23 protein-coding genes are annotated in these 23,329 nt (G+C 28.3%); 4 read left to right on the top strand and 19 right to left on the bottom strand.

Going from position 1 to position 23,329, the window contains the following annotated elements; all coding sequences use genetic code 11:
• Window positions 1-3: 3 nt before the first annotated feature.
• From U881_RS0109335 to murI, 6 genes are all read right to left on the bottom strand, one after another.
• The gene (locus U881_RS0109335) at window positions 4-549 is read right to left on the bottom strand and encodes a hypothetical protein (RefSeq protein WP_024654160.1); all 546 of its coding nucleotides are present in this window, start codon (window positions 547-549) and stop codon (window positions 4-6) included.
• Window positions 550-559: 10 nt separating this feature from the next.
• Complete coding sequence (locus U881_RS0109330; protein WP_024654159.1) at window positions 560-1,156, bottom strand: V-type ATP synthase subunit E; 597 nt, start codon at window positions 1,154-1,156, stop codon at window positions 560-562.
• A gap of 106 nt (window positions 1,157-1,262) precedes the next feature.
• Complete coding sequence (locus U881_RS0109325) at window positions 1,263-1,658, bottom strand: hypothetical protein (RefSeq protein ID WP_024654158.1); 396 nt, start codon at window positions 1,656-1,658, stop codon at window positions 1,263-1,265.
• Window positions 1,659-3,989 carry an endonuclease MutS2 gene (locus tag U881_RS0109320; RefSeq protein ID WP_038364252.1) on the bottom strand — a complete coding sequence of 777 codons (2,331 nt, stop codon included), beginning with the start codon at window positions 3,987-3,989 and terminating at the stop codon, window positions 1,659-1,661.
• A complete protein-coding gene (gene rsgA, locus U881_RS0109315) occupies window positions 3,955-4,902 on the bottom strand; it encodes a ribosome small subunit-dependent GTPase A (RefSeq protein ID WP_024654156.1) in 948 nt (315 codons plus the stop codon). Before rsgA ends, U881_RS0109320 begins: the two co-directional genes overlap by 35 nt.
• Entirely contained in the window at window positions 4,899-5,663 is a 765-nt protein-coding gene (gene murI, locus U881_RS0109310) for a glutamate racemase (protein ID WP_024654155.1), read from the bottom strand. Before murI ends, rsgA begins: the two co-directional genes overlap by 4 nt.
• A gap of 125 nt (window positions 5,664-5,788) precedes the next feature.
• Between murI and asnS the strand changes: the two genes are divergently transcribed.
• On the top strand, window positions 5,789-7,174 hold the full coding sequence (gene asnS / locus U881_RS0109305; protein ID WP_024654154.1) for an asparagine--tRNA ligase: 1,386 nt from the start codon (window positions 5,789-5,791) through the stop codon (window positions 7,172-7,174).
• A gap of 23 nt (window positions 7,175-7,197) precedes the next feature.
• Window positions 7,198-7,797, top strand: a complete 600-nt coding sequence (locus tag U881_RS0109300) for a hypothetical protein (protein WP_024654153.1) — start codon at window positions 7,198-7,200, stop codon at window positions 7,795-7,797.
• Here the strand turns inward: U881_RS0109300 and U881_RS0109295 are convergent.
• From U881_RS0109295 to U881_RS0109265, 7 genes are all read right to left on the bottom strand, one after another.
• Window positions 7,794-8,384 carry a phosphoribosyltransferase gene (locus U881_RS0109295; protein WP_024654152.1) on the bottom strand — a complete coding sequence of 197 codons (591 nt, stop codon included), beginning with the start codon at window positions 8,382-8,384 and terminating at the stop codon, window positions 7,794-7,796. The two genes, U881_RS0109300 and U881_RS0109295, sit on opposite strands and share 4 nt — an antisense overlap.
• A 355-nt stretch (window positions 8,385-8,739) precedes the next feature.
• A complete protein-coding gene (locus tag U881_RS0109290; RefSeq protein WP_024654151.1) occupies window positions 8,740-10,185 on the bottom strand; it encodes a trypsin-like peptidase domain-containing protein in 1,446 nt (481 codons plus the stop codon).
• A gap of 55 nt (window positions 10,186-10,240) precedes the next feature.
• Window positions 10,241-10,993: a type I methionyl aminopeptidase gene (gene map / locus U881_RS0109285; protein ID WP_024654150.1), complete on the bottom strand. Its 753-nt coding sequence runs from the start codon at window positions 10,991-10,993 to the stop codon at window positions 10,241-10,243.
• A 4-nt stretch (window positions 10,994-10,997) separates the two neighbouring features.
• Window positions 10,998-12,653 carry a tetratricopeptide repeat protein gene (locus U881_RS0109280; RefSeq protein ID WP_024654149.1) on the bottom strand — a complete coding sequence of 552 codons (1,656 nt, stop codon included), beginning with the start codon at window positions 12,651-12,653 and terminating at the stop codon, window positions 10,998-11,000.
• 1 nt (window position 12,654) lies between these two features.
• Window positions 12,655-13,074, bottom strand: a complete 420-nt coding sequence (gene nusB, locus U881_RS0109275) for a transcription antitermination factor NusB (RefSeq protein WP_024654148.1) — start codon at window positions 13,072-13,074, stop codon at window positions 12,655-12,657.
• Window positions 13,075-13,098: 24 nt separating this feature from the next.
• On the bottom strand, window positions 13,099-14,109 hold the full coding sequence (locus U881_RS0109270; RefSeq protein ID WP_024654147.1) for a peptidylprolyl isomerase: 1,011 nt from the start codon (window positions 14,107-14,109) through the stop codon (window positions 13,099-13,101).
• Between the two features lie 97 nt (window positions 14,110-14,206).
• Window positions 14,207-15,400 (bottom strand): thiolase family protein, encoded by a 1,194-nt coding sequence (locus tag U881_RS0109265; protein ID WP_024654146.1) that lies wholly within the window; start codon window positions 15,398-15,400, stop codon window positions 14,207-14,209.
• Window positions 15,401-15,598: 198 nt separating this feature from the next.
• On the opposite strand from U881_RS0109265, the gene U881_RS0109260 reads away from it, so the two are divergent.
• Window positions 15,599-16,954 (top strand): hypothetical protein, encoded by a 1,356-nt coding sequence (locus U881_RS0109260; RefSeq protein ID WP_024654145.1) that lies wholly within the window; start codon window positions 15,599-15,601, stop codon window positions 16,952-16,954.
• Between the two features lie 76 nt (window positions 16,955-17,030).
• Here the strand turns inward: U881_RS0109260 and dnaB are convergent, their stop codons facing one another.
• From dnaB to U881_RS0109225, 6 genes are all read right to left on the bottom strand, one after another.
• Window positions 17,031-18,437 carry a replicative DNA helicase gene (dnaB, locus tag U881_RS0109255; protein WP_024654144.1) on the bottom strand — a complete coding sequence of 469 codons (1,407 nt, stop codon included), beginning with the start codon at window positions 18,435-18,437 and terminating at the stop codon, window positions 17,031-17,033.
• A 16-nt stretch (window positions 18,438-18,453) separates the two neighbouring features.
• Window positions 18,454-18,948: a 50S ribosomal protein L9 gene (gene rplI / locus U881_RS0109250; RefSeq protein WP_024654143.1), complete on the bottom strand. Its 495-nt coding sequence runs from the start codon at window positions 18,946-18,948 to the stop codon at window positions 18,454-18,456.
• Between the two features lie 13 nt (window positions 18,949-18,961).
• Window positions 18,962-19,252 (bottom strand): 30S ribosomal protein S18, encoded by a 291-nt coding sequence (rpsR, locus tag U881_RS0109245; RefSeq protein ID WP_024654142.1) that lies wholly within the window; start codon window positions 19,250-19,252, stop codon window positions 18,962-18,964.
• Between the two features lie 12 nt (window positions 19,253-19,264).
• Window positions 19,265-19,723 carry a single-stranded DNA-binding protein gene (gene ssb / locus U881_RS0109240; RefSeq protein ID WP_024654141.1) on the bottom strand — a complete coding sequence of 153 codons (459 nt, stop codon included), beginning with the start codon at window positions 19,721-19,723 and terminating at the stop codon, window positions 19,265-19,267.
• A 10-nt stretch (window positions 19,724-19,733) separates the two neighbouring features.
• Window positions 19,734-20,144, bottom strand: a complete 411-nt coding sequence (rpsF, locus tag U881_RS0109235) for a 30S ribosomal protein S6 (RefSeq protein ID WP_024654140.1) — start codon at window positions 20,142-20,144, stop codon at window positions 19,734-19,736.
• Between the two features lie 578 nt (window positions 20,145-20,722).
• Entirely contained in the window at window positions 20,723-22,417 is a 1,695-nt protein-coding gene (locus U881_RS0109225; RefSeq protein ID WP_024654138.1) for a PTS transporter subunit EIIC, read from the bottom strand.
• A gap of 225 nt (window positions 22,418-22,642) precedes the next feature.
• Between U881_RS0109225 and trhA the strand changes: the two genes are divergently transcribed.
• Window positions 22,643-23,329: a PAQR family membrane homeostasis protein TrhA gene (gene trhA / locus U881_RS0109220; RefSeq protein WP_024654137.1), complete on the top strand. Its 687-nt coding sequence runs from the start codon at window positions 22,643-22,645 to the stop codon at window positions 23,327-23,329.

Below are 23,329 nucleotides of genomic sequence, written 5' to 3'. Positions count from 1 at the left end.
CCTTCAAAAACTTTTACTTATTTGTATGCTTAATTTTTCATAAACATCATCAAAATTCTTTTCACCTATGTTCTCTATAAAGAGATTTTGTCTTAAAACTAACATCAGTTTTAAAAAATAGATCACCAATTTTTCAAAGTTAAATTCATTTCCAACTTCAAGCTCTGTCAAAAATTGCCACCTTAAAATATCAAGTCCTAATTCCACTTCCAAAGGATTTTCCTTAAGACAAAGAGATTTTAAAATACCCAAATAAGAATTAGAAAAATAATGAGATTCTAAATATACATCTTTTGGAAATCCCAACTTGTCAGCCCTAATAACTGCCAAAGTATACCTTATGATTTCCTCAAATTCAAAAAATTGCCTAGTGACCTTTAAATTTCCTGTATTAAATCTTAACTCTGACAAATCCTTTAGAAAAAGAAAATCCTCTTTACTTAATGCAATCTCAACATTATCAAAAAATTCTGATATGCTCCATACCTTTTCAGCTTTTAAATCAAGATAAGGTAATGAGGATATGATATAGTAATATGAATTTAACATACCACACTCCTTAATTCAATTTTATGACTTCCTTAAACCTTGGATTTAAATATTCAAAAATAATATCAGAAATAGCTTCTGCTGTAAAATCATAATACAAACTACCGTCTCTTTGTCGGATTTTAAACCCTTTATTTATGCCCTTAAAAGGTTTAATTTCAATTGCATCCCCAAACTTATTTCCTATCTCTGCTTTCAAAGTAAATAATAAACTAACAATATCAGCTTCACTAAGCATGATATCTATCTTATCACCCTTACTCCAAACATCTACAACTCTAATAATAAGTTCTCTTAAAAAGTTAGTATCACAAATACTAGAAACAGAATCCTTTAAAGCAGATTCAAAAAGAGACTTAATACTATTCTCAGTACCAATAATTAAATCTCTAACTGCTTGACGAGACGCTTCAAGAGAATATTTTTTATAATCATCAGCTTCTCTCTCAGCTTGTATTTTTAACTCTCTAGCATCACTCTCAGCCTTTAAAATAATAGCTTCAGCATCTCTTTTTGCATTTAGAATAATTTCATTTGCCAACTTTTCAGCTTCATCAAGTCCATCTTTCTTAATTTTACTTATCAAATTCTTAACTTCAAATTGCACTAGAACTCCTTAATATATAAAAGAATAATTCAAAATATTAAAGAAACAAATCTTTAGATAAAGTATACCAATAAATTTTCGACTATTAAAAGTCAAAATACTCAAATCACACATCATAAAAAAAATCACCAATAATCTTATAAACATTAATATCATAAACTATACACAGGTTTTTTTGGGGAAACTTCTCCTTAAGTTTTTCACGAAAAACTTCAATACCCTTTTCTACAATTTTTTTACTAAATTCTACATCAACCGCACAAAGAGTTATTATTTCAATAATGATTAAATATCCTTTACCAAATTTAGAACCATATCCGAGTGTAAAAGAAGTTGTAACACGAAAGAGTCCATCCAAAATTCCATTAGCTGCTTTACCTCTAGAAGGCCTACTTGGATGCATTTCATAAGCATTACCAAATTCATCTTCAAGAACAGAATCAACATAAAGACAAATATTAAACAATGCATTCTCAAATTTTTCAAACTTTGATATACCCATTTAAAATTCTACTATTGTTTTTCCAACTCCTCCATCATTTGGATGAGCAAAATAATATTTTTTAATAAAAGTTATATCTTTTAAAAATGCATGTACCCCTTCCATTAGCAAACCTTCTCCTTTGCCATGAATAATCTCGAAGCGAGAAACATTTCTCAGTAACATATTATCTATTTTTTTACCCAAAAAGTCTATAGCCTCAACTACCCTCATTCCCCTAATATCAACTGTTAAACTTAATATATCATCTTGCTCTTCAAAAGAAACACTAAATTTTTTCTTACAATCTTTCGACAATTTATTATTGTCCAATATTTTCTCTAAACTATCAGCCGCAACTGTAATCTTAAATACACCTGTATTTACAATAAATCCTTTCTTAGTAACACCTATTATTTCTCCTGAAGAACCAGATACTCTAACTCTATCTCCCACTCTAAATTCAACTTTATCAGCAATTTCGTGATTCAAGGTTTTAATTTTAGCAACCTTAGCAGCTATATTATCTGAAATATCAGCCATAAATTCCTTATTCTTAAGAGTAGAAACATTACCTTCTTTTATCTCCCTAACTAAATTTTCTAAAGTCTGCCTTGATTTTTTTAAAAACTCCTTTTGCTCATTGAGAAAATTCTTTTCCAAATCTCTTTCTCTCAAGATAAGATTATTCCGAATATCATTAATCTCACTTTCCTTAAGCTCAACAAATTTAAGTTTATCTTTTACTCTCTCATCAAGTAAATATATTTCCCTTTCCTTCTCTGTAAGTCTCTCCAATATTTCATTAACTTCTGTCTTATTACATGCATAAATATCTTTAGCTCTAGATATGATGTTAGGGTCAATAAAAGATTTGCTTGCAACATTAAAAGCGAAACTTTTTCCTGGAACAGAAAACATTAAATTATAATTGGGCTCCATACTATCTAAATTCATTTGCATTGAAGCATTAATAACATATTCATGGGTATATGCAAAATATTTAAGAGCACTATAATGAGTTGAAATGATCACAAAAGCACTAATGTCAATTAAATATTCAAGGATAGCTATAGCCAATGCCTGACCCTGTTCAATATCAGTACCTGAACAAAATTCATCAAATATCAAAAGACTGTCTTTTGTTGCATGCTCTAAAATATAAGCAATATTCTTCATATGACTTGAAAAAGTAGATAGTGAATTTACAATTGACTGTTCATCTCCTATATCAACTAAAATATTATCAAAAACCTTAAAGGTACTAGATTCATCAACTGGAATTGGAATGCCAAATTGCAACATAGCACTCAAAAGAGCAACCGTTTTTAACGTTGCCGTTTTTCCACCAGCATTAGGACCTGTAATAACCACAACCCTATTATTTAAAGGAGAAAAATTTATGGGTTTGGCATTATCTATTAAAGGATGCCTAGCATTTACAATATTCAAATTATCATTAAATTTAGGGAATATCCCTTTATTGTGAATCCCATAAATTGCTCTAGACTTTAGAGAATCATAATATATAAAATTATCATAAAGAGATTTTAATAGAACAATATGTTTGCGAATTTCATCTGACAGTTCTTGCAAAATTTTAAAAACTATACGTGTCTTTTCAAAATTCAAAAAACTCAATCTATTATTTTCACTTACTATTTCATTTGGTTCAACATACAATGTTTCACCCGATGAGGAAATAGATATAATATTACCTTTAATTTTTTTCTTAAAACTTGATTTAAGAGCAATGGTACATTTACCCGATTTATAATAAACAAGAGTAGAGGTTAAGTAATTTGAATGTAAACCTATTATCTGTTTAATTTGCTTTTCAATTTTTTTATTCAAGTTACCAATCTCAAAATTAATCTCATCATATTTTTTATCAACACCATGCTTTATTGTAAGTTCATCAATATCAACATATTTGCACAAAATCTCTAATAAAGACTTTAAATTTGGATCTACAAATAATAAATTTTTCAAAACTTCAATTTCACTCTGAGTTTTAAGTTCATTTTTTTCTAAAAAAAGCATTATCTTTAAAATTTCTTTTAGAAAAAGAATAATATTTTTAACCTCTTCAATAGAAATTCTAGAATTACTTTTAAGAAGCATAACAATAGAATCATTTATACTCTCAAGATAAGAATTTGGATATTCCTCATAAACCTCAATAAGATTTTTAATTATCTTAACAAAAGAACATATTTGATTAACTTCTCTCTCGGTTTTCAATATTTGTTGCTCACTTAAAAGCTTAAGCGTATCCGAAGTAGTTACATAAGATGCAACTGAAGATAATATTTGATCAAAATCGATTTTTTCCAAATATTTCTCTTGCATAATTTTTATATCTCTTAAGTTCATCTGTAATTTTTAAATAACTATTATACCTAGCTACTGAAATTTTAGCTCCAATTTGACTTATTACAAAACAATTTGGCTCATTTATGTGCAAGCAAGAATTAAATTTACATAAATCATTTAAATCTTGAAATTCTCTAAAATAATATTTAAGATCAAAATATTCTAAACTTTCAATACCAAATTCCTTTATTCCAGGAGTATCAATGACAATCTCACTATCAGAACGAAAAGCCACAGCATAAACCGTAGTATGTCTGCCTCGTGCATATTTATAAGATATCTCATTTATAGCCTGAGCTGCATTTGAATCTATCAAATTTATAAGTGAAGATTTTCCAACTCCAGACTGTCCAATAAAAGAAGTTTTCGAATTTTTAATAATATTTTTTACTTCATCAATACCCTGTAAAGTAACAACAGAAGTCTTAATAACTTTATAACCTAAATTTTCATAAATCTTAATAAAAGAATCAACTCTAAGGCTTATGCCCTTATCAACCTTATTTACCAAAATAATAGGAGTAATTCCCTGTTCCTCAGCAACTACCAATGCCCTATCAACAAATGAATTTTTAAATTCGGGAAGATTAGCAGAACTCACAATCAAAACATTATCAATATTTGAAACAATAACTTGTTTTAAAGCAACCTTTTTATTGTAACGCCAAAGAACATTCTTACGTTCCATTCTCTCTTGAATATACACCTTACTTTCATCATAAATATCACCGCAAACAAAATCACCTGGAACTAAAGGACTATATTCTCTCTCCCGAGTATGCAAAACTTTCCCCTTAATAACACCCTCATAAACCACATTAGTGTCAACTGAAACAATAGAATAAATATTATTAACACCCCATAAAACTTCAAATTTATGACTATTCAATCAATTATCCCTTTAAAATATAAATCATATCGCTTAAAAAAATTTTTATAAAAGCATAAATCTTTATATTGTGTTAAATAAAAATAATGCTTAAAACAATAATCACTATTGTCAATATTTTTGAATAATTTACTAACCTCATTAGTAACAAGTTGACGATTATCATAAACAGGAATTTCTAAAAAATTCTCTATTATATCTTTAATATGTAAGTAATGCGTGCAACCCAAAAAAACCACATCTCTCTTAGTAGCTTTGACCTCAAATTTTAAAGATTTTAAATACTCAAACGCATCCTCTTTAAATCTATCTCCATATTCAACAAACTTTACAAGCTCACATGCAGATTTCAAAATCAAATCTGCATGATTATCTTGCTCTCCTTTAACAAATTCACTATTAATAGTAGTACTTGTTGCAATTAACATCACTCTTTTAAACATAAGTTCTTCTACTAAACTGACTGAAGGTAAAGTATATATTATAGGAAAATTAAAATTTAATTTATTATAAACACTAATAGAAGCCGTATTACAAGCAATAACCATTGAAACAATATTATACATCTGTTTCAATTTTAAAACCAATTTTAAAATTTCATTTAAAAGGAATTCTGAACTCTTATCACCATAAGGAAAATTTTTATTATCCGCAATATAAATATAATTTTTATTAAACAATTTTTTAGTTATATACTCCAAATAAGAAAGCCCACCAATACCCGAATCAAAAATCACTATAACATCTTTTAATTTGCTCATAAACCTTACTTAAATTTAAGTATAAAAATTAATTTATCCTCTTGCAATAACTATTATGAGATATAATCAAATAACAAGGGCTTAAACTATAGTTATAATAAAAGCAAATTATGGAAGGAGCAAATATGTACAAAAGTATCAAAGAAATATTAAACAATCCTATACCAGATAGTACAATCACAGTAAAAGGATGGATTAGAACAAAACGCAGTAATGGTAAAATTTCATTTTTAGAAATTAACGACGGATCAAATATTAAAGGAATTCAAGCTGTTATTGATGAAGATAATCCTCAATTTAAAAAAAAAGAATTTAAAAAACTTACAACAGGCACCAGTATATCTTTAACTGGAACTTTAATTTTAAGCCCTGCAAAAGGACAGACTTATGAAATTAAAACAACAAGTTTCAATGTCATTGGAGAATCAGACCAAGAAACATATCTATTACAAAAAAAAAGGCACTCTTTTGAATTCTTAAGAGAGATTCCTCATCTAAGAATTCGTACTAATACATTTGGAGCTGTTGCCAGAATTAGAAACCACGTTTCTTATAAAATTCATGAATATTTTCAAAAAAATGGATTTTTGTATGTCAATACCCCAATCATTACATCAAATGACGGAGAAGGAGCTGGTGAGATATTTCGTGTCTCTACCCTAAACTTTAATGAACTTGCAAACAAAAAAGAAATTGATTTTAAAAATGATTTTTTTGGCAAACAAGCATTTCTTACGGTAACTGGTCAATTACACGGAGAAGCTTATGCAATGGCTTTATCAAAAATATATACATTTGGTCCTACATTTAGAGCAGAAAACTCAAATACAACACGCCATGCTTCAGAATTTTGGATGATTGAACCTGAAATGGCATTCTTTACTCTTGAAGACAATATCAATTTAGCAGAAGATTTTTTAAAATACATCTTAAAAGAAACCTTAAATCACTGTTATGAAGACATGGAATTCTTTGACAATTTCATTGAAAAGGGAGTAATAAAAAAAATTGAAGATGTAATAAACTCTAAATTTGAAGTTATCACCTATACTCAAGCCATTAAAAAACTTGAAAATGCAACAAAAACATTTGAAATAAAACCTTATTGGGGCATGGATTTACAAACAGAACATGAGAGATATTTAACAGAAGAAATTATTAAAAAACCTACTACGGTTATTGATTATCCAAAAGATTTTAAAGCCTTTTATATGAAAATGAATCAAGATAATAAAACTGTCAAAGGAATGGATATTTTAGTTCCACGCATTGGAGAAATCATTGGTGGAAGTGAAAGAGAAGATAATTTAGATAAATTGAATAATAGAATAAAAGAGTTAAACTTAGAAATAGAAACTCTCAATTGGTATTTAGACTTAAGGAGATTTGGATCAACTCCCCATTCTGGATTTGGACTTGGACTTGAAAGATTGTTACAATATACAACAGGAATGGCTAATATCAGAGATGTTATTCCATTTCCAAGAACTCCTAAAACTCTTTATTTTTGAGAGTTTTAGAAAGGAGAAAAGCATTGCAAATTAGAATCTTATGTAAAATATTATTATTAATATCATCAATATTAATGACATTTGCAAATGAAAAACCAAAAAATAATTTTAAGATATTTTCAAATATAGAAGAAGAAATCACAAAGAAAAATTTAAACAATCAACACGACAAAGAAAAACTTAAGATAAACAAATCAAAAAAAATACATTATCCAAACAAAAAAAGAAATTATAATTATGAGATTACAAGGCAAACAAGAGAAGAAGACACAAATTTTGATATTTATAAAACCAATACAAAGAAAAATATAAATAGACAAACAAATGGTAATGTTAAAATAAAAAAATCAAACAAAGTATATTATCCTAAAGACAAAACTGACACAATCAAAATACAAGAATCAAATTCAGAAAAAGATATATGGTATAATATTAAAGTCTATCCAACCCATGCAAAAGATAGATTTAAAAAAATCAAATCACTAAATAAAATAAACACAAAAATAAAAAAAGATTTTGCTTTAATTGGCCCAATTTTAGAAGATAACCTAGGAGAAATAACAAAAGCATTAAACATAAGAGGATATAAAGAACTAGAATATATCAAGATCGAACAAAATTAAAGTTTTCTTGATAAAAACCTTAAAATATTTCTTAACTCGTCATCTAAATTAACAAAATTTAATTTATACTCATCTTCTGATAATCCAATTAATTCATGATTGCTGTAATGTATCCAAGTAGCCAAATCATTCTCATCGGAATACCTATTAACATAATAATCAGGTTTATAATCTACATGTCCACGCTCTTTATAATCATAAACAGCTATCTTAACATTTTGACTATCTATTCCTCTCTTTAAAACTTCATCTCTTAAATGAATAATTGTACGTCCAGTATCAAAAATATCATCAACTAATAAAACATTATCTCCTGCTCTTAAATATTTCGGATCATATGTCCATCCATCTATCATTATCTTTTTTTGCGTATTTGAAATATCATACGATCTTGCAACAACAGCAGCATAAAGAAGAGGCTTTTCTACCTTAATAAACTTAAAAAACTCACTAATAATATTGCCAAGATAAGCACCACCCCTTAAAGAGACATACATAATGTCAGGAATAAATCCATCTTTATAAATCTTATAAGCAAGTTTAAGACCATTTATTCTAATATCTTCATAAGAAATGAATTTTTTCATTTATATAACACCTCAAAGCACATAAAAATTAATACATGACTCAAAGAAATTGATTACTTGAATCAAAATCTAATTAACACTCACATATTTGCTATTTTTTAACTCCAAAAAAATAATTAATAATCTGAATTTACTTAAAAAACTCATGCAAATAAACAATATTATTTATACTAACATATTTAATATTAAATATTTCTATAAAGATTATATTATATCTTTTAAACTTATAACTGAAAAATATAAAATTTGTACAACTAGATTAAAAATTATAACATAAGACAAAATACCAACTTCAATCTCAAAAGGCTTAAAGAATTAACATCTTTAAGCCTTACACAAAACATAAAATTTATCATTAAAAAGACATTTTTAAAGTCTGTCCATTTCTTAAAATACTATAATTATTTTTTCCATGTTGAAGAGCATCATAAAAATCTCTCAAGGTCTTAATATTTTTTGAATTAACAATCATAATAATATCCCCTGTTGCAATTTGAGAATTAGCAGCTAAAGTTTGATCAACATGATCAACAACAACTCCATTAATCCAATTCCTCAAACCAAGTTGTATTCTAACTTCTTTGGTTAAAGGATAAACAGTAAATCCTGGTATCAATTTTAAATTTACAACATTTACTTTCTCCTTATCGCTACTAATAGGCATAACACCAAGCTCTACGTCAAAAGTCTTTGTCTCTTGTCCTCTTAAAACTTCAACTTTAATTTTTTCCTTAGCATAAAAATCATTAATATACTGCTTAACATCAACAAAAAGATTCATAGTAACACCATTGATCTTGTTAATCACATCTCCTGCTCTAAACCCTGCTTTCAAAGCTGGAGAACCATCATAAATACCTGCAACAATTGCCAATGACATAGACTCATCCTCATAACCTAAACTTTTAAGAAACTCTGTATCCTTAGATTTCAAACGATGAAATGCAACTCCCATCCAAGCTGATTCACTCTTTTGCCCACTCATTAATGCGTCAAAGACACTCTTAGCATTATTAATAGGAATAGCAAAACCAAGCCCAATACTGCCTCCAGAAGTAGTAGAAATCCAAGAATTTATCCCAACAACTTCTCCATGAATATTAACAAGAGGCCCTCCAGAATTACCACGATTAATAGCTGCATCTGTCTGAATAAATAAATTTCGTGCTTTTAAATTAGGATTAAAAGAACGATGAAGACCACTTATAATACCTGCTGTAACTGAAAAACTATAATTATAAGGACTTCCAACAGCTATAACCCAATCTCCTACTTCAAGTTTATCACTATCACCAAGCTCAGCCACTCCAATATCTGCATCAGCAGCTTCAAAACTAACTAGTGCAATATCTTTTTTGTCATCCTTACCCACTAATTGAGCTTTATAACTCTTGTTATTATAAGTGCCAACTTCAAATTCACTAGCATTCTCTAAAATATGACTATTTGTTAAAACATAAAATAAATTTGTTTTCTTTGAATCTTTTCCAATAACAACTCCAGAACCACCCCATTGCGCTTTTTTTTCTAAATTAAGACCTGGAATATCAAAGAAAAAGAAAAATGGCGGCACAGCATCTCGAGTTTTAATTGTTCCAGTAGCATAAATTTCCACAGTTGATGGTAAAACTTTCCTAGATACTTTTCTAAAAGAATCTTGAAGAGAGTGTACAGCATCTCCTTTTTCCTGCGCAAAAACAATAGTATTCTTATTAGACTGCAAATAACCTATTCCAACAAAAAACCCAATAGCCAAAGCTAAAAAACTAGCAACAAACACGGAAATAAAATTTTTATTCATTTTATACACCTCCATAATATAAAACTAAACCTTTTAAATATTTACTTAAGTATGATCAAATCTTGCTTAAAATTAAAGGCAAACCATCCACAACAGCAACAGTATGTTCAAAATGAGCAGAATAACTAAAATCAGATGCAAATACTGTCCAACCATCGTCCTTAAGAGAAACCTTACAACTTCCCAAATTCACCATAGGTTCAATTGCCAAAACCATACCTTCCTGAATCCTAATATTTTTAAAAAAAGGCTCATAATAATTTGGAATATTTGGTTCTTCATGCAATGCAAAACCAACGCCATGCCCCGTATATTCCCTAACAATCCCAAATCCAAATGGTTTAATATAATTTTCTATAGCCCTTGAAATATCTAAAATTCGATTACCAATCTTAATCTCAGCAATTCCTTTATAAAGAGAAGCCTCTGTAACTTCTAATAATTGACTAATCTTAGAGTTTACTTTTCCCACTTTAAAAGTTTTAGCCATATCACTATAAAATCCATCTAAAACAACACCACAATCAATACTAATAATATCTCCATCCTCAAGTACCCTATTCCCAGGAATCCCATGTATCACTTCCTCATTTATAGAAGCACAAATAGTTCCTTTAAATCCATTATATCCCTTAAAAGCAGATTTGCCCCCATTTTTAATAATAAAATTATTAGCAATTAAGTCAAGTGTTTTAGTGTTAATTCCAGGAGCAATATTCTTTTCTATTTCCAAAAGAGTTCGAACTAAAAGCCTAGCAGATTCTTTAATCTTTTCAATCTCTTCCCTAGATTTTAATCTTAATTTCAAATATTTAAGTCCTCTCTTTAAGTATCTCTATCATATTCATACAAAGCTTCCCCTCATTAGTTTCATAAAAAGAATTAGAGATTGAAATGGCTTCTCGTCCCTTTTCAAATTCACCCAAATAAAGATAATTAATCCCTCTCTTTAAATATACTTTAGCCATATCCTCACGCTCGCTTAAAGTAATGTTACTCTTATCATCAAGAGTAAAAGGTAAAAGAGAAACCGCATTACTAAAATATTCTTCTGACTCTTTATAATTTTTTTGATAAAATTTCAAAACTCCAAGATTATAATAAATACCATACAGATATTTACCCGTTTGATCACTTAAGATTACCTTTTCTGCAACAGCTAAGTCCTTTTTAAGAAATAGATAATAAAATTTATAAAAATAATACCAATCTTGCATTTTATCAACAGGATTATAAATATTAAAGAACAAATCTAAATCGTTTAAATCAGAATAAAGAAGTAAATTCCAAGCCAAAAATTGTGCAATATCATTACTATAATCTGATCTATAAAACAAGCGCCATAAAAAAGACTTTTTGGTTTCATATTTTAAATTTGAATAATTTAAAATAAAATAAAGTTTAAAAAACAAAGGATGATCTTTATATTTTTTTGCAATCTCATTTGCATTAAGATAATCATTAACTTCAAAATACATACTAGCCAAATAATAATTCATCATTTCATTTTCTTTAAATTTCTCACTAGCCTTATTTAAATAAGCAATAGCACGCTTTAGATCATTTTCCTTTTTTGCAATAAATGCCAAACCAAGATACACCATCATACTATAATCAGGAAACTCCGTATAAAGTTTTAAATATTCACTCTTAGCATTATGAATATCTCCCTTCTTTAAATAAGCATCTGCTAACAAAAACATCAAACTTGGTTCACTATTGTCATTAAGAAGTTTAAGATTGGCAATAGTAAAATCCAAATTATCAAGACCATAAGAAATATAGGCAAGTTCCTTTGCAAAATCCTTATCTTCCCCTATTTTTAAAAGTATTCTCCTAGCAGAATCTAAGTCTTTTTTCTCTATATATAAAAGCATTGCATTAATTAAAAATGCATTATTTTGAAGATTGAAACCTATAGTCTCAAAAGTAAGAGCATCTCTCTCACTCTCCATTTTAACTAAAAAACTTTTTATATCTTTTACATCATGACTTAAAGTCAAACTTTTAATAAAAGCCTCATCATATAAATACTTATACTCTTTATATCCCAATAAATATTGCTTTGCAACATCATAAGCTTCTAAAACAGCTCCTACCTTAAGTTTTGAATATACCTCAAGTGCTCTAAGCTTTAAATTTCCTGGCAAACTTTTAACGCTCAAGTCCAAAATATTTCTCATCAACACATAATGATTAATCTTATCAGAATAAAGTTTTGCTCTCTTAACAAGAGAAATCCATTTATATTCAGTATCAGCATAATAAGAATAAAATTTGATTGCCTTCTCAGCACCATCTAAATTACCACTTGACAGATAACCATCAATTTCTATAATAATCTCATTAAAATCCCGCTCACCCTTTAACATATACAAAATATATGGGTTTAGACTTAAATAAACAAAAACTGATATAAAAAAGACCAAAAACAAAATTAAAAACAATAAAAATTTATTTGTTTTCAAATTAACTCTCCATATCTTTTAACAAAGCATCCAGTATTCCATTAACAAATTTATAAGAATTTTTGCTACCGTATTTTCTAGCAATTAAAACAGCTTCATCTATTATAACCCTTTTAGGAATATCTAAATTCTGAAATTTAAGTGAATATACACTCATTCTTAATATAGCAAGATCAACTTTATCCATACGATCCAAACACCAATTAAGTGAAATATCACTAATTAATTTGTCGATAGAATCTAAATTATCACAAGTACCATTAACCAAAACAGAATAAAACAATTTGAGGTCTTCTTCTAGATCTATTCCATGCTCTTCAAAACTAAAAATATCAAAAATATTATCCTTTGCCTTACAATTAATATCAATACTATAAATCTTTTGAAAAGCTAAAACCCTAGCCTTATGTTTCAAGTTCATAACCAATATATAAATATATTCTCTTTATTTTAGACTAGAATCCAAAATTTGTATACTAGCAGACTTATTGAGCTTATCATAAATTTCTTGTTGTATTTTAGCAACAATTTGTTGTTGATGAACATTAACCATATTATTTTTAATAGCATCTTTTACAGTCATATTAACATTAGGAGATATCTTATCGTTTAGACCTAAAAATTTTTGAGAATACATCTCAGTAACTTTAACTATATGAAAACCTTCTTTTGATGATATTGGCTTAGAAATATCGCCCTTCTTAAGCATAAAAACATCTTTAATAAAGTCTATTCCAAGAACATTTTGAGCAGTCTGATCACCTCTTGCCAAAAATCCAAGATCACCATTTTTAAACTTAGAACCCTCATCATTTGAATATTTTCTTACAGCCTCTTCAAAGGTAATCTTACTAGATTTTATTTGCTTTGCAATATCTTTTGCTTGATCAAAAACCTCCGATCTTTTTCTATCTTTTGACGAGAAGAAGACATGACTAATCCTTGCTATATCAGGATTCACAAATTTAGTTTTATTAGCCTCATAATATTCAACTACTTCTTTCTCGCTTGGAGCTTTTATTTCTGAAAATTTAGGCTGAGCAGTCTTTAAAATCAATTTTTGAGAAGAAAGAGATCTCTTCATTGAAGTTAAAAGTTCATTCCAATTTGTACCCTGACTTTCTACCATCTGCTTAATTTCTTCATCTGTAAGACCTGTAAGTCTAAACTGAGATCTAACTGTCTGCATAACTTCATCATCTGCAACCTTAATTCCTTGTTTTAAAGCCTCCTGACCAAAAAGAACATCAGCTATTAAAACCTGTAAAACTTGTTTTCTCTCAATATCACTTAAATCTCTACCCTGTGTTTTTTTCAATGTATTCACCTTAGATTCGAATTCTGTTTTAGTAATAATTTCACTACTATGTAAATTAATAATCGCAACAGGGGTATTTTGAGCAAAAGAAGTCATCCCTACAACAAAAAATAACAGAAAACAAAAAAAATTACCCATAAATAATTACCCTTATATCAATCAAACTAAATCTCTTAATAAAATTTTAACAAAACATTAAATTTAAATCTAGTTTAAAATAAAATAAGAATATCACCTACCTATATAAAAAGGCCGCTATACCTTGACCCCCTCCAATACAAAGAGATGCAATTCCTTTTGATTTATTATTAATACTCATAAGACGTGCAAGCGTCAATAAAATCCTTGAACCACTAACTGAAAATGGATGACCTAATGCAATAGCCCCTCCATTAACATTAATAATATCATCCTCAATACCATATTTTTGACGTAAAGCTTTTAAAACACTTAAAGCTTGTGCTGCAAAAGCTTCATTTGTTTCAATAAAATCAATTTCACCTGGATTTAAATCAAATTTTTCTATAATTCCCTCAATAGAAAGAAAAGCTCCAAATCCCATATGCAAAGGATTCAATCCCACACTTTTAAAACCACCAATATAAGCTAAAGGATTGATGCCCATTTTATGAACAAAATTTTCACTTGCCAATATTAAAAAGCAAGCTCCATCATCCAAACTAGAAGAATTTCCAGCAGTAATAGTACCTTCCTTCTTAAAGACAGGTTTCAAAGAGGCAAGTTTTTCTAAACTTAAATTATCACGTATTTCCTCATCACTAGATATCACATTTTCAAGTTTTGTCTTTTTATCAAAAACTGATAAAGGATGTATTTCATCATTAAAATATCCACTATCTCTTGCTATTTTTGCTTTAACATGAGAATTATATGCAAACTGATCCTGCATTTCCCTTGTAATTCCATACATTTCCGCCAAATTTTCTGCAGTAATACCCATCACAGTAGTACTTAGGGTATCAACTAAAGCATCTCTATATATTGAATCCTCTATTTTAAAATCTCCAAACTTTAAACCATCAAATCTTACATTCCTTGGCAACAAATAAGGCGCATTACTCAAATCTTCTACACCACCTGCCAAAACAATCTCACTCTCACCAAGAGATATAGAATTAAATGCAAGTTCCAAAGATTTAAGTCCTGAACCACACACTTTATTTACACTAAAAGCAGGAATATCTTCTCCCAAACCAGCTTTCAAAGCAATCTGCCTGGCAATATTTTGACCAAGTCCTGCTGAAATTACATTCCCAATAATAACTTCATCAAATCCATCAATATTATTCCTTTTAAGCAATGCCTTAACAATATCTGCAGACACATCAACAATATTTATTCCCTTCAATGCTCCCCCAAACTTAGTAATAGGAGACCTAAGCCCATCAATAATTGCTATTTTTTTCATAAAAAACCCCATACAAAAATGATAATTAATTATTAGCAAATAAAATAAAATTTCAAAAAATACAATGTAATGTACAAAACTATTATAAATGATTTAATAAAAATTATCATTAGAAATATTGAACTATCAAATATAGCTTAATTTACTTAAAAATAAAATGATAAATTTATCTAAAAACATGTTAATATTAATGCAGAAATGTACTTAGCAAAAGTTAAACTGAAAACAATAATTATAATGTTAGCAATTAATTCACACGCTTATAATTATTCAATAAAATATCAAAATGATGGAATCAATAAATATCATTTTAAAAACCTAAATGATAGCCTTGGGTTTTCTCTAAATGATTTTTTTGATGATCTAAGAAGCGGTTCTCTAATATTTATCCATGAATCAAAATACAATTTCACAATAAATGCAGAAGCACACATGTTAACCTTTAGAGGAGATAAAGAGAGCCCCGAACACCTGAGAACAAGAGTCGATCTCTTAGAGCTTAGCTTTATGTATTATTTACCATTTTTACTTAAAACAAAAACTCAATATTTTGGAAATATTAATATTGGTATTGGAATTAAAAACCTACTCTATGGAAACTGGGGCGGTTCTTTAATACAAAAAGTAATTCATTTTACTCTAAGACAATTAAGACCCATTCCTACAAACTATGAAGATTACAATTATAGAGGTTTCATAAGTTCAGCAATAAATTACTCTTATATGGGCTTTTTCTATCTTGAAAATTACATAGATTTATCTTATCTTTTAGATTATTTTTTCAAAACAAGCATTTCAATGGATTTTAGGAATCAATTTATAGGCATTGAAACTCAACTATTTTATCAAATTCAAAACAAAATTAAAGATATAAAAACATATGCAAAAGTACAAGAAGCAGAAAATGGCATTGGCATTCAATATAGATTGCATTCCAAAAACTTCTTCTCAATAAATAATCTTTATTTAACAAATTTTTCAAACAAAGAAAAATTTTTCAGCGTAGGAGGATTTGGAATAGTTTTTACTGAAGAATATGATAACACTTTCGAAAACAACTTATACCTTATAAACAAAAATTTTTCTATAGGATATGATATTATGATCCCATTTCAGATTAGAAATATAATATATTACAACATAATACCCAAATTAAACTATTACTTTGCAATCTCAACAAATTATGATATTAACTCTAATAAAATGAATAGCCATACAAATCGATTTTCATCTGGAATGACATATGAATTTTTTAAAAAAAATTTACTAATCTTATATATATCTTCTGGACTATTTTTATCTTATAACAAAGACAAAAAAGACATAAAATCCATTTATAGACCATTAAAAATAAGAGATACATTACAAACAGGATTTGAAATTGAACCTGGAATATGCATAAATGCATTTACATATAACAAAACAAAATATAACGTAAAAATCTTTACAAAAATGAATTATTCCCCACTTGTTTATAACACAAACAATCATACTTTAGAAAAACATCAATTTATTTTCAATTATCTTGGAATTGGTATTAAAATTAACATTTAAATACTAATGCAACCTTGATAAAACAACAATTAAGTTAAAATTAACAAATTAAAAATATTAATCTAAAGAACATATATTATGAATAATAGGCGGCCCCCCCACCATTCTCATTTTGCTTTCCAACAAACTTAACAATATGTGGCAAAAACAATATATCGGCTCTTCCTGTAGGACCATTTCTATGTTTGGCAACAATAACTTTAGTCTCAACAGCATTTGTAAGTATTCCATCATCATCAGCATTGTTCTTAAAATCCTTATCTCTATGAAGCAAAATCACAATATCTGCATCTTGCTCTAATGCACCTGATTCTCTCAAACTAGCAAGGCTAGGTTCACGTCCCTCAGTATCTCTTGTAAGCTGTGAAAGGGCAACAATTGGTATTTTAAGTTCTCTTGCAAGCTCTTTAAGAGATTTACTTATTGAGGCTACCTGTTCATGCCTTGGTACATTTCTGCTTTCAAGAGAAATAAGACTAATATAATCAACAAACAGTATATCTATACCTGCAAATCTCTTAAGTTTTCTAGCCTGAGTTGCAAGCGTTAATAAACTAATATTAGAAGTATCTTCAATATAAAATTCAGAATTACTAATATCATTTATAACATCATTGATTGCCTTAATTTCATGACCTGACAAAATACTATTTTGAATTTTAAAACCATCAATATTAGCCTCAGATGCTATTATTCTTTTAATTAAAGCATCAGAAGTCATTTCAAGCGAAAAGAATCCTACTTTCCATTTTTTTTCATTCTTCAAAGCTATACTTGATGCAATATTCAATGCAAATGCTGTCTTTCCAACACTAGGACGAGCACCAATAATGATAAAATCACTTTCCCTAAACCCACCAATAAGATTATCTAACTTTTTAAAACCACTTGGAATGCCAAAATCCACTTCCCGTTTTTCAACACTCCTCTCATATATTTCAGCATGAACCCTTTCAGCAATCACTTTTGCATGATTAAGATTTTTATTAGAACAATCTAATTCAATTGAAAGAACCTGCCTTTGTGCTTCTTCCACAAATTGTTCAACTTTTTTTGTAGAATCATTAGCCAAATCATTCAGTTCTCTAGAAATTTTAGAAATATCTCTTCTAATACGATGTTCTCTAACAATTTTTGCATAAATGTTTATAGTCTTATCAGTTGGAAGATAACCTGAGAGAAAACTTAAATAATCTTGCAATCCCGTTAAAGCTTTAAAATTATTCAAAAGTTGTGATTTGGGAGTTATAGCAGACACTTCTTCAAATACAGTTATCGGATCGATATTTTCTCTTTTTTCATAAAGAGAAACCATAGCTTTAAAAATCATCTCATGATTATGATTATAAAAATCGTCTGGCTTTAAATATAATAATGCCTCTTCTACTTTTCCCGGATTATAAAATATACTTGAAATAACTGCCTTTTCTGCACCTTCGTTAAAAAGAAGCGTAGAGGCCGTGCTTATCGAAGTAAAAGCCACAAGCTATACCTCTTCCCTAAGCTTCCTTTTCAACACTCTTAGACTTTTTAAGCAAGCTTTTCTTCTCTTCCCTTTTTATTGTAACTTTAATTACAGCACTAATTCCCTCATAAAGTTTAATAGTAATATTATAAGTCCCAAAGGCCTTTAATGCACCATGATGCATATCTATTTTTCTTCTCTCAATCTCAAACCCAAGCTTCAAAAGCTCATCTGCAATATTTAAGCTATTAATACTATGAAATAATTTTCCACTATCATTAGATTTCATTAAAAACTCTAAATTCACTTTATCAAGCTTATCTTTAAGTTCAATTGCTATCTTTTTTCTTGCTTCCTGTCTCTTAAGTATTGCTCTCTTTTTTTGAGCAAAAATATCAATATTATGTTTATTTGAAAAAACAGCAAAACCTTTTGGCAACAAATAATTTCTAGCAAAACCATCCTTTACATCAACAATATCACCTTCTTTACCAAGATTAATAAAATCTTCTCTTAAAATAACTTTCATAACCTCTCCTTAATTATTTTTTTACAAAAGGAAGTAAAGCCATATATCTAGCCTTTTTAATCTCAAGTGCAAGACGCCTCTGATGTTTAGCAGAAGTGCCTGTAATTCTTCTAGGCAATATTTTTCCTTGTTCTGTAATAAATTTCTTAAGGAAATCAAAGTCTTTATAATCAGGAACTCTGTCCATGTCACAAAATTTACATGTCTTTTTTTTAAAAAATCTAAAATTAGGGTTCTTTTTAAAACCATCTTGATGTCCATCAGTTCTTGAATCTCTTTGATGAGAATCTATATCTTTATACATAAATCAAAACTCCTAAAAAGGTATATCTTCATTAAAACCAGTATTAGTATCAGTACTAATATCAATATCAATAGTTGTCAATGAATCTGGCTTCTTATAATTTTCAAAACCAACATTATTTGTCCCTTGAGCAACAGTAGAGGATGATCCAAACATCTGAATTTCATCTACCAAAACACTGCACTTACTTTTCTTATCACCAGTATTTTTATCTTGCCAACTCTCATATTTTAAGGAACCACTAACTACAACTTGTTTTCCCTTCTTAAGAAAGACACTAAGACTTTCAGCTCTTTTGGCAAAAATGACACAATCAAAAAATTGAGCATAATCAACCCATTCATCAAGCTTTTTTATCCTTCTATTATTAGCCAAACCAAATTTAAGAACAGCAATACCTGCTTCACTATAAATAAGTTCAGAATCCCTAGTAAGCCTACCAGACAATACTAAAGAATTAATGTCGGCCATTTAAACCTCCTCAATTTACCTTTACATCATCATCAACACTAGACTCTGATGGTTCTTTTTCCCTATTATCTCTATATTCTCTATTATCTTTATATTCTCTAAAGCTTCTTCTCTTAACTTTTTTGACGCTAACTTTTTTGTTAATTTTAACTAAGATCATATATCTCAGCAAATTTTTAATAAGTTTCAGTTGAATCTCAAGTTCTTTTAAATTATTGCTATCCATTTTAAATTCTATTATTTCATACCTACCACGTAACTGTTTTTTAATAGGATATTCTAGTGCTCTCTCTCCAAGAGAATTTGCAACAAAATCAACTACATTAAAAGCTGTTAACTGCTTTTTTACTTCTTCCAAAGTACTCTTGTATTCAAGCTCTTCACTCCTAAACAAAAAACAAGCTTCATACTTTTTTATCATTCTAACTCCTTATGGTCTTAATTGCACCATAAACATTCTCAATTTATGGCAAAGGTTGTTAATACTATAATAGATTATTGAATATAGTATATAAAAACGCTTATTTTTTTTCAATATTGAGCAAAAATCTTTTCAAAATACTTCTCATAAATAACTGAAATTCCAATCTAGTATTATTAGAAAGCACTCTACCCCCAAGAATCATAAAGATAATACTCGGAAATTTCATGCAGAAACTTACAAAATTAGGATCAACTCTAAATTTAAAATTTAGAGCAAATAAATAACAAATTACAGCATTATCAAAATTAATTTCAAATAAAAAATAAACCTTCAATGAATTATCAACAATAATTTACCACTAAAAATTTATCAATATCATCAAAAAAACATCCCTTTATAAAGGAAATCATAATAAGCTTATCTTCAAAAAAATTTTTATCTTAAATATCTTTTTTTAAAATTCACATTCCAACATATTTCAACCAAAAACTTTAATGCCTAAAGGATATTTTAAATAAACCATAAAAAAACTTATCTAACACAAAGCCATATTTTGACATATTGCCCAAATAAATTTAACTATCTTCATCATCTTTATTAAGTACATAAAGTTTTCCTACTGATCCTTGTTTTTCACGCTTATCATCTTCTTTCATTTCAATGTATGCTTTAATTCCCTGCTTTACATTATCAGATGCAACAATAACACTAGCTTTAAAAAGCCTTTCAGGAGAATAATTTTTCATAGCCTGTTTTATATAATAAACATTTGCTCCATAATCAATTTTAATTGTATTACCAATCATAACAATATTTAGTGCACCTGTTTTTTTAAGAATATCTTCCGACACAAGCTCTGGACTAAAAATTATAAAGTTTAAATTTGTTGATACAATATCAAATTCCTGAATATTATCAAGACCTCCAAGCCCTTGAGCTACCAAATGTGCAATTCCCATTCCTTCAAGCTCACCTTCACTTCCAGCAAAAAACGGCTCACCAACGCCAAGAATCTGAAAATCGAAATAATTATAAACCCATTTAAAGGTAAAATAATACAAAGCAAAGAATATCAATCCTAATGGCAACAAATAGAACCAATTAGTCTTATCATGTCCCTGTAATATCCCAAACATAACAAAATCAAAAAACCCAGAAGAAAAAGTCACGCCAACTGAAATATCTAATATATTCGCAATTAATAATGCAAATCCAGTATAAATAGCATGAATAAAATAAAGTAAAGGAGCTGTAAAGACAAATAAAAACTCCAAAGGCTCTGTAATTCCAGTAAAAAAAGCTGCAAAAGCCCCTGAAAATAATAATGATAAAATTTTACGTTTATCATCATGAACAATTCCTTTATAAACCCCAAATGCCGCCCCAGGAAGTCCAAACATAATAGTAAGATAAAACCCACTATTGAACCTAGCAATACTTGAAGAAAATTTTGTAAGAGAGGGATCTGCTAATTGAGCATAAAATATATTTTTAATACCTCCAACAACCTGATCATTAATAATTTCAGTTCCTCCCACAGAAGTAAAATTAAAAGGAAATGTCAAAATAGAATGAAGTCCAAAAGGAATAAGTATTCTGTTTAAAAATCCATAAAGAAAACTACCATAATAGTTGAACTTGGCAATAAAAAGTCCAAGAGAAGTAATAAATGCATTAAGATAAGGCCAAACTAAAACAAATATTATTCCCAATAAAATACAAAATGGAAAAATTACTATAGGAACAAATCTAAAACCAGAAAAAAAATCAAAAGGTCTAGGTAATTCAATGTTATAAAATCTATTGTGTAAATACCCAACTAAAAGTCCAACAGATAAAGCACCCAAAATACCTGTGTTTAAAGTTTGGATTCCCAAAATCTTAACTTGACCAACAGAAGACATTAGCTCAGGTTCAGCAAGCACTGAAAATATACCAAGAAAATAATTCTCAGTAACACTAAAAATCAAATATCCAATAAGACCTGAAAGCGCAGCAGGACCCTTTTGAACTCTTGCAACTCCAACAGCAATACCTACAACAAAAAGCAATGGAATATTTAAAATAATAATATTACTTGTATCTTTAATAAGACCTAAAATCAATTTAAAAAAAACACTATCAATATAAAATAAATTAGAAGGATTTAAAAATGCTGCTCCTATTCCAAGCATTAAAGAAAAAATCGTAATAACAGAAATTGGCAATCGCACTGCACTAGAAAATTTTTGCAAATTAGCAAATCCAAGAACTTTAAAAAAATTTATCACTCCAAGCCTCTCCACCTAAAAATTAAGACAATTCAACATTATATTGCTTTTTTTATAAAAAGTTAGGTTTTAATATCAAAATTCAACAATAAAATTAATTTAACATTCAATTTTATATTAAATTATCTCCGACTACTTGATTTATGTATTTTTTTTTCATTAATATATTCAAAATAAATAAAAACACATATTATTAGAATAAAAATATATAAAAAAGAGTAAACTATGATTAAAGAAAATAAAAACACATCATATAATGACATAATACCTCAAAATGAACTATTTAGTTCACTATCTCATTTATTTGGCACTGTCCTATCAATTATAGGAACAACTATTATTGTTACACTATCAATAAATTCAAAAAAATATCTTCATACAGTGCTATTTTTAGTTTATGGTCTATCAATGATATTATTATATACAATGAGTACCCTATATCATATATTTACAAAGGGAAGCAAAATAAAACAACTGTTTAGAAAATTTGACCATATTTCAATATTTATCCTGATAGCAGGAACATACACCCCACCATGTTTAATTCTCATACCCAATATTTATGGAAAAATGATTCTCACAACCGTTTGGGTATTTGCAATTTTAGGAATCATTTTTAAATCAATATACGTCAATAGCCCTGGATGGATTAATGGATGCATATTTATACTTATGGGATGGAGTATTGTATTTGGAATTAAACTCATCTATAACATACTCCCTACACAAGGATTTATATGGCTAGTTATTGGAGGTATCCTTTATACAATAGGAGGAATAGTATACTCAATAAGTAAAAAATTAAGTCCAATGGCAAATATGAGAATGCATGACTTTTTTCATATTTTAATCCTACTTGCATCATTTGCCCACTATTGGTTTATGTTTAAGTATATACTTCCTATTAACTAA

It is taken from the genome of Borrelia persica No12 (assembly GCF_000500045.1).
In the GTDB taxonomy this organism is placed as follows: Bacteria; Spirochaetota; Spirochaetia; order Borreliales; family Borreliaceae; genus Borrelia; species Borrelia persica.
This window is presented reverse-complemented; position numbering and strand designations above follow the sequence as displayed.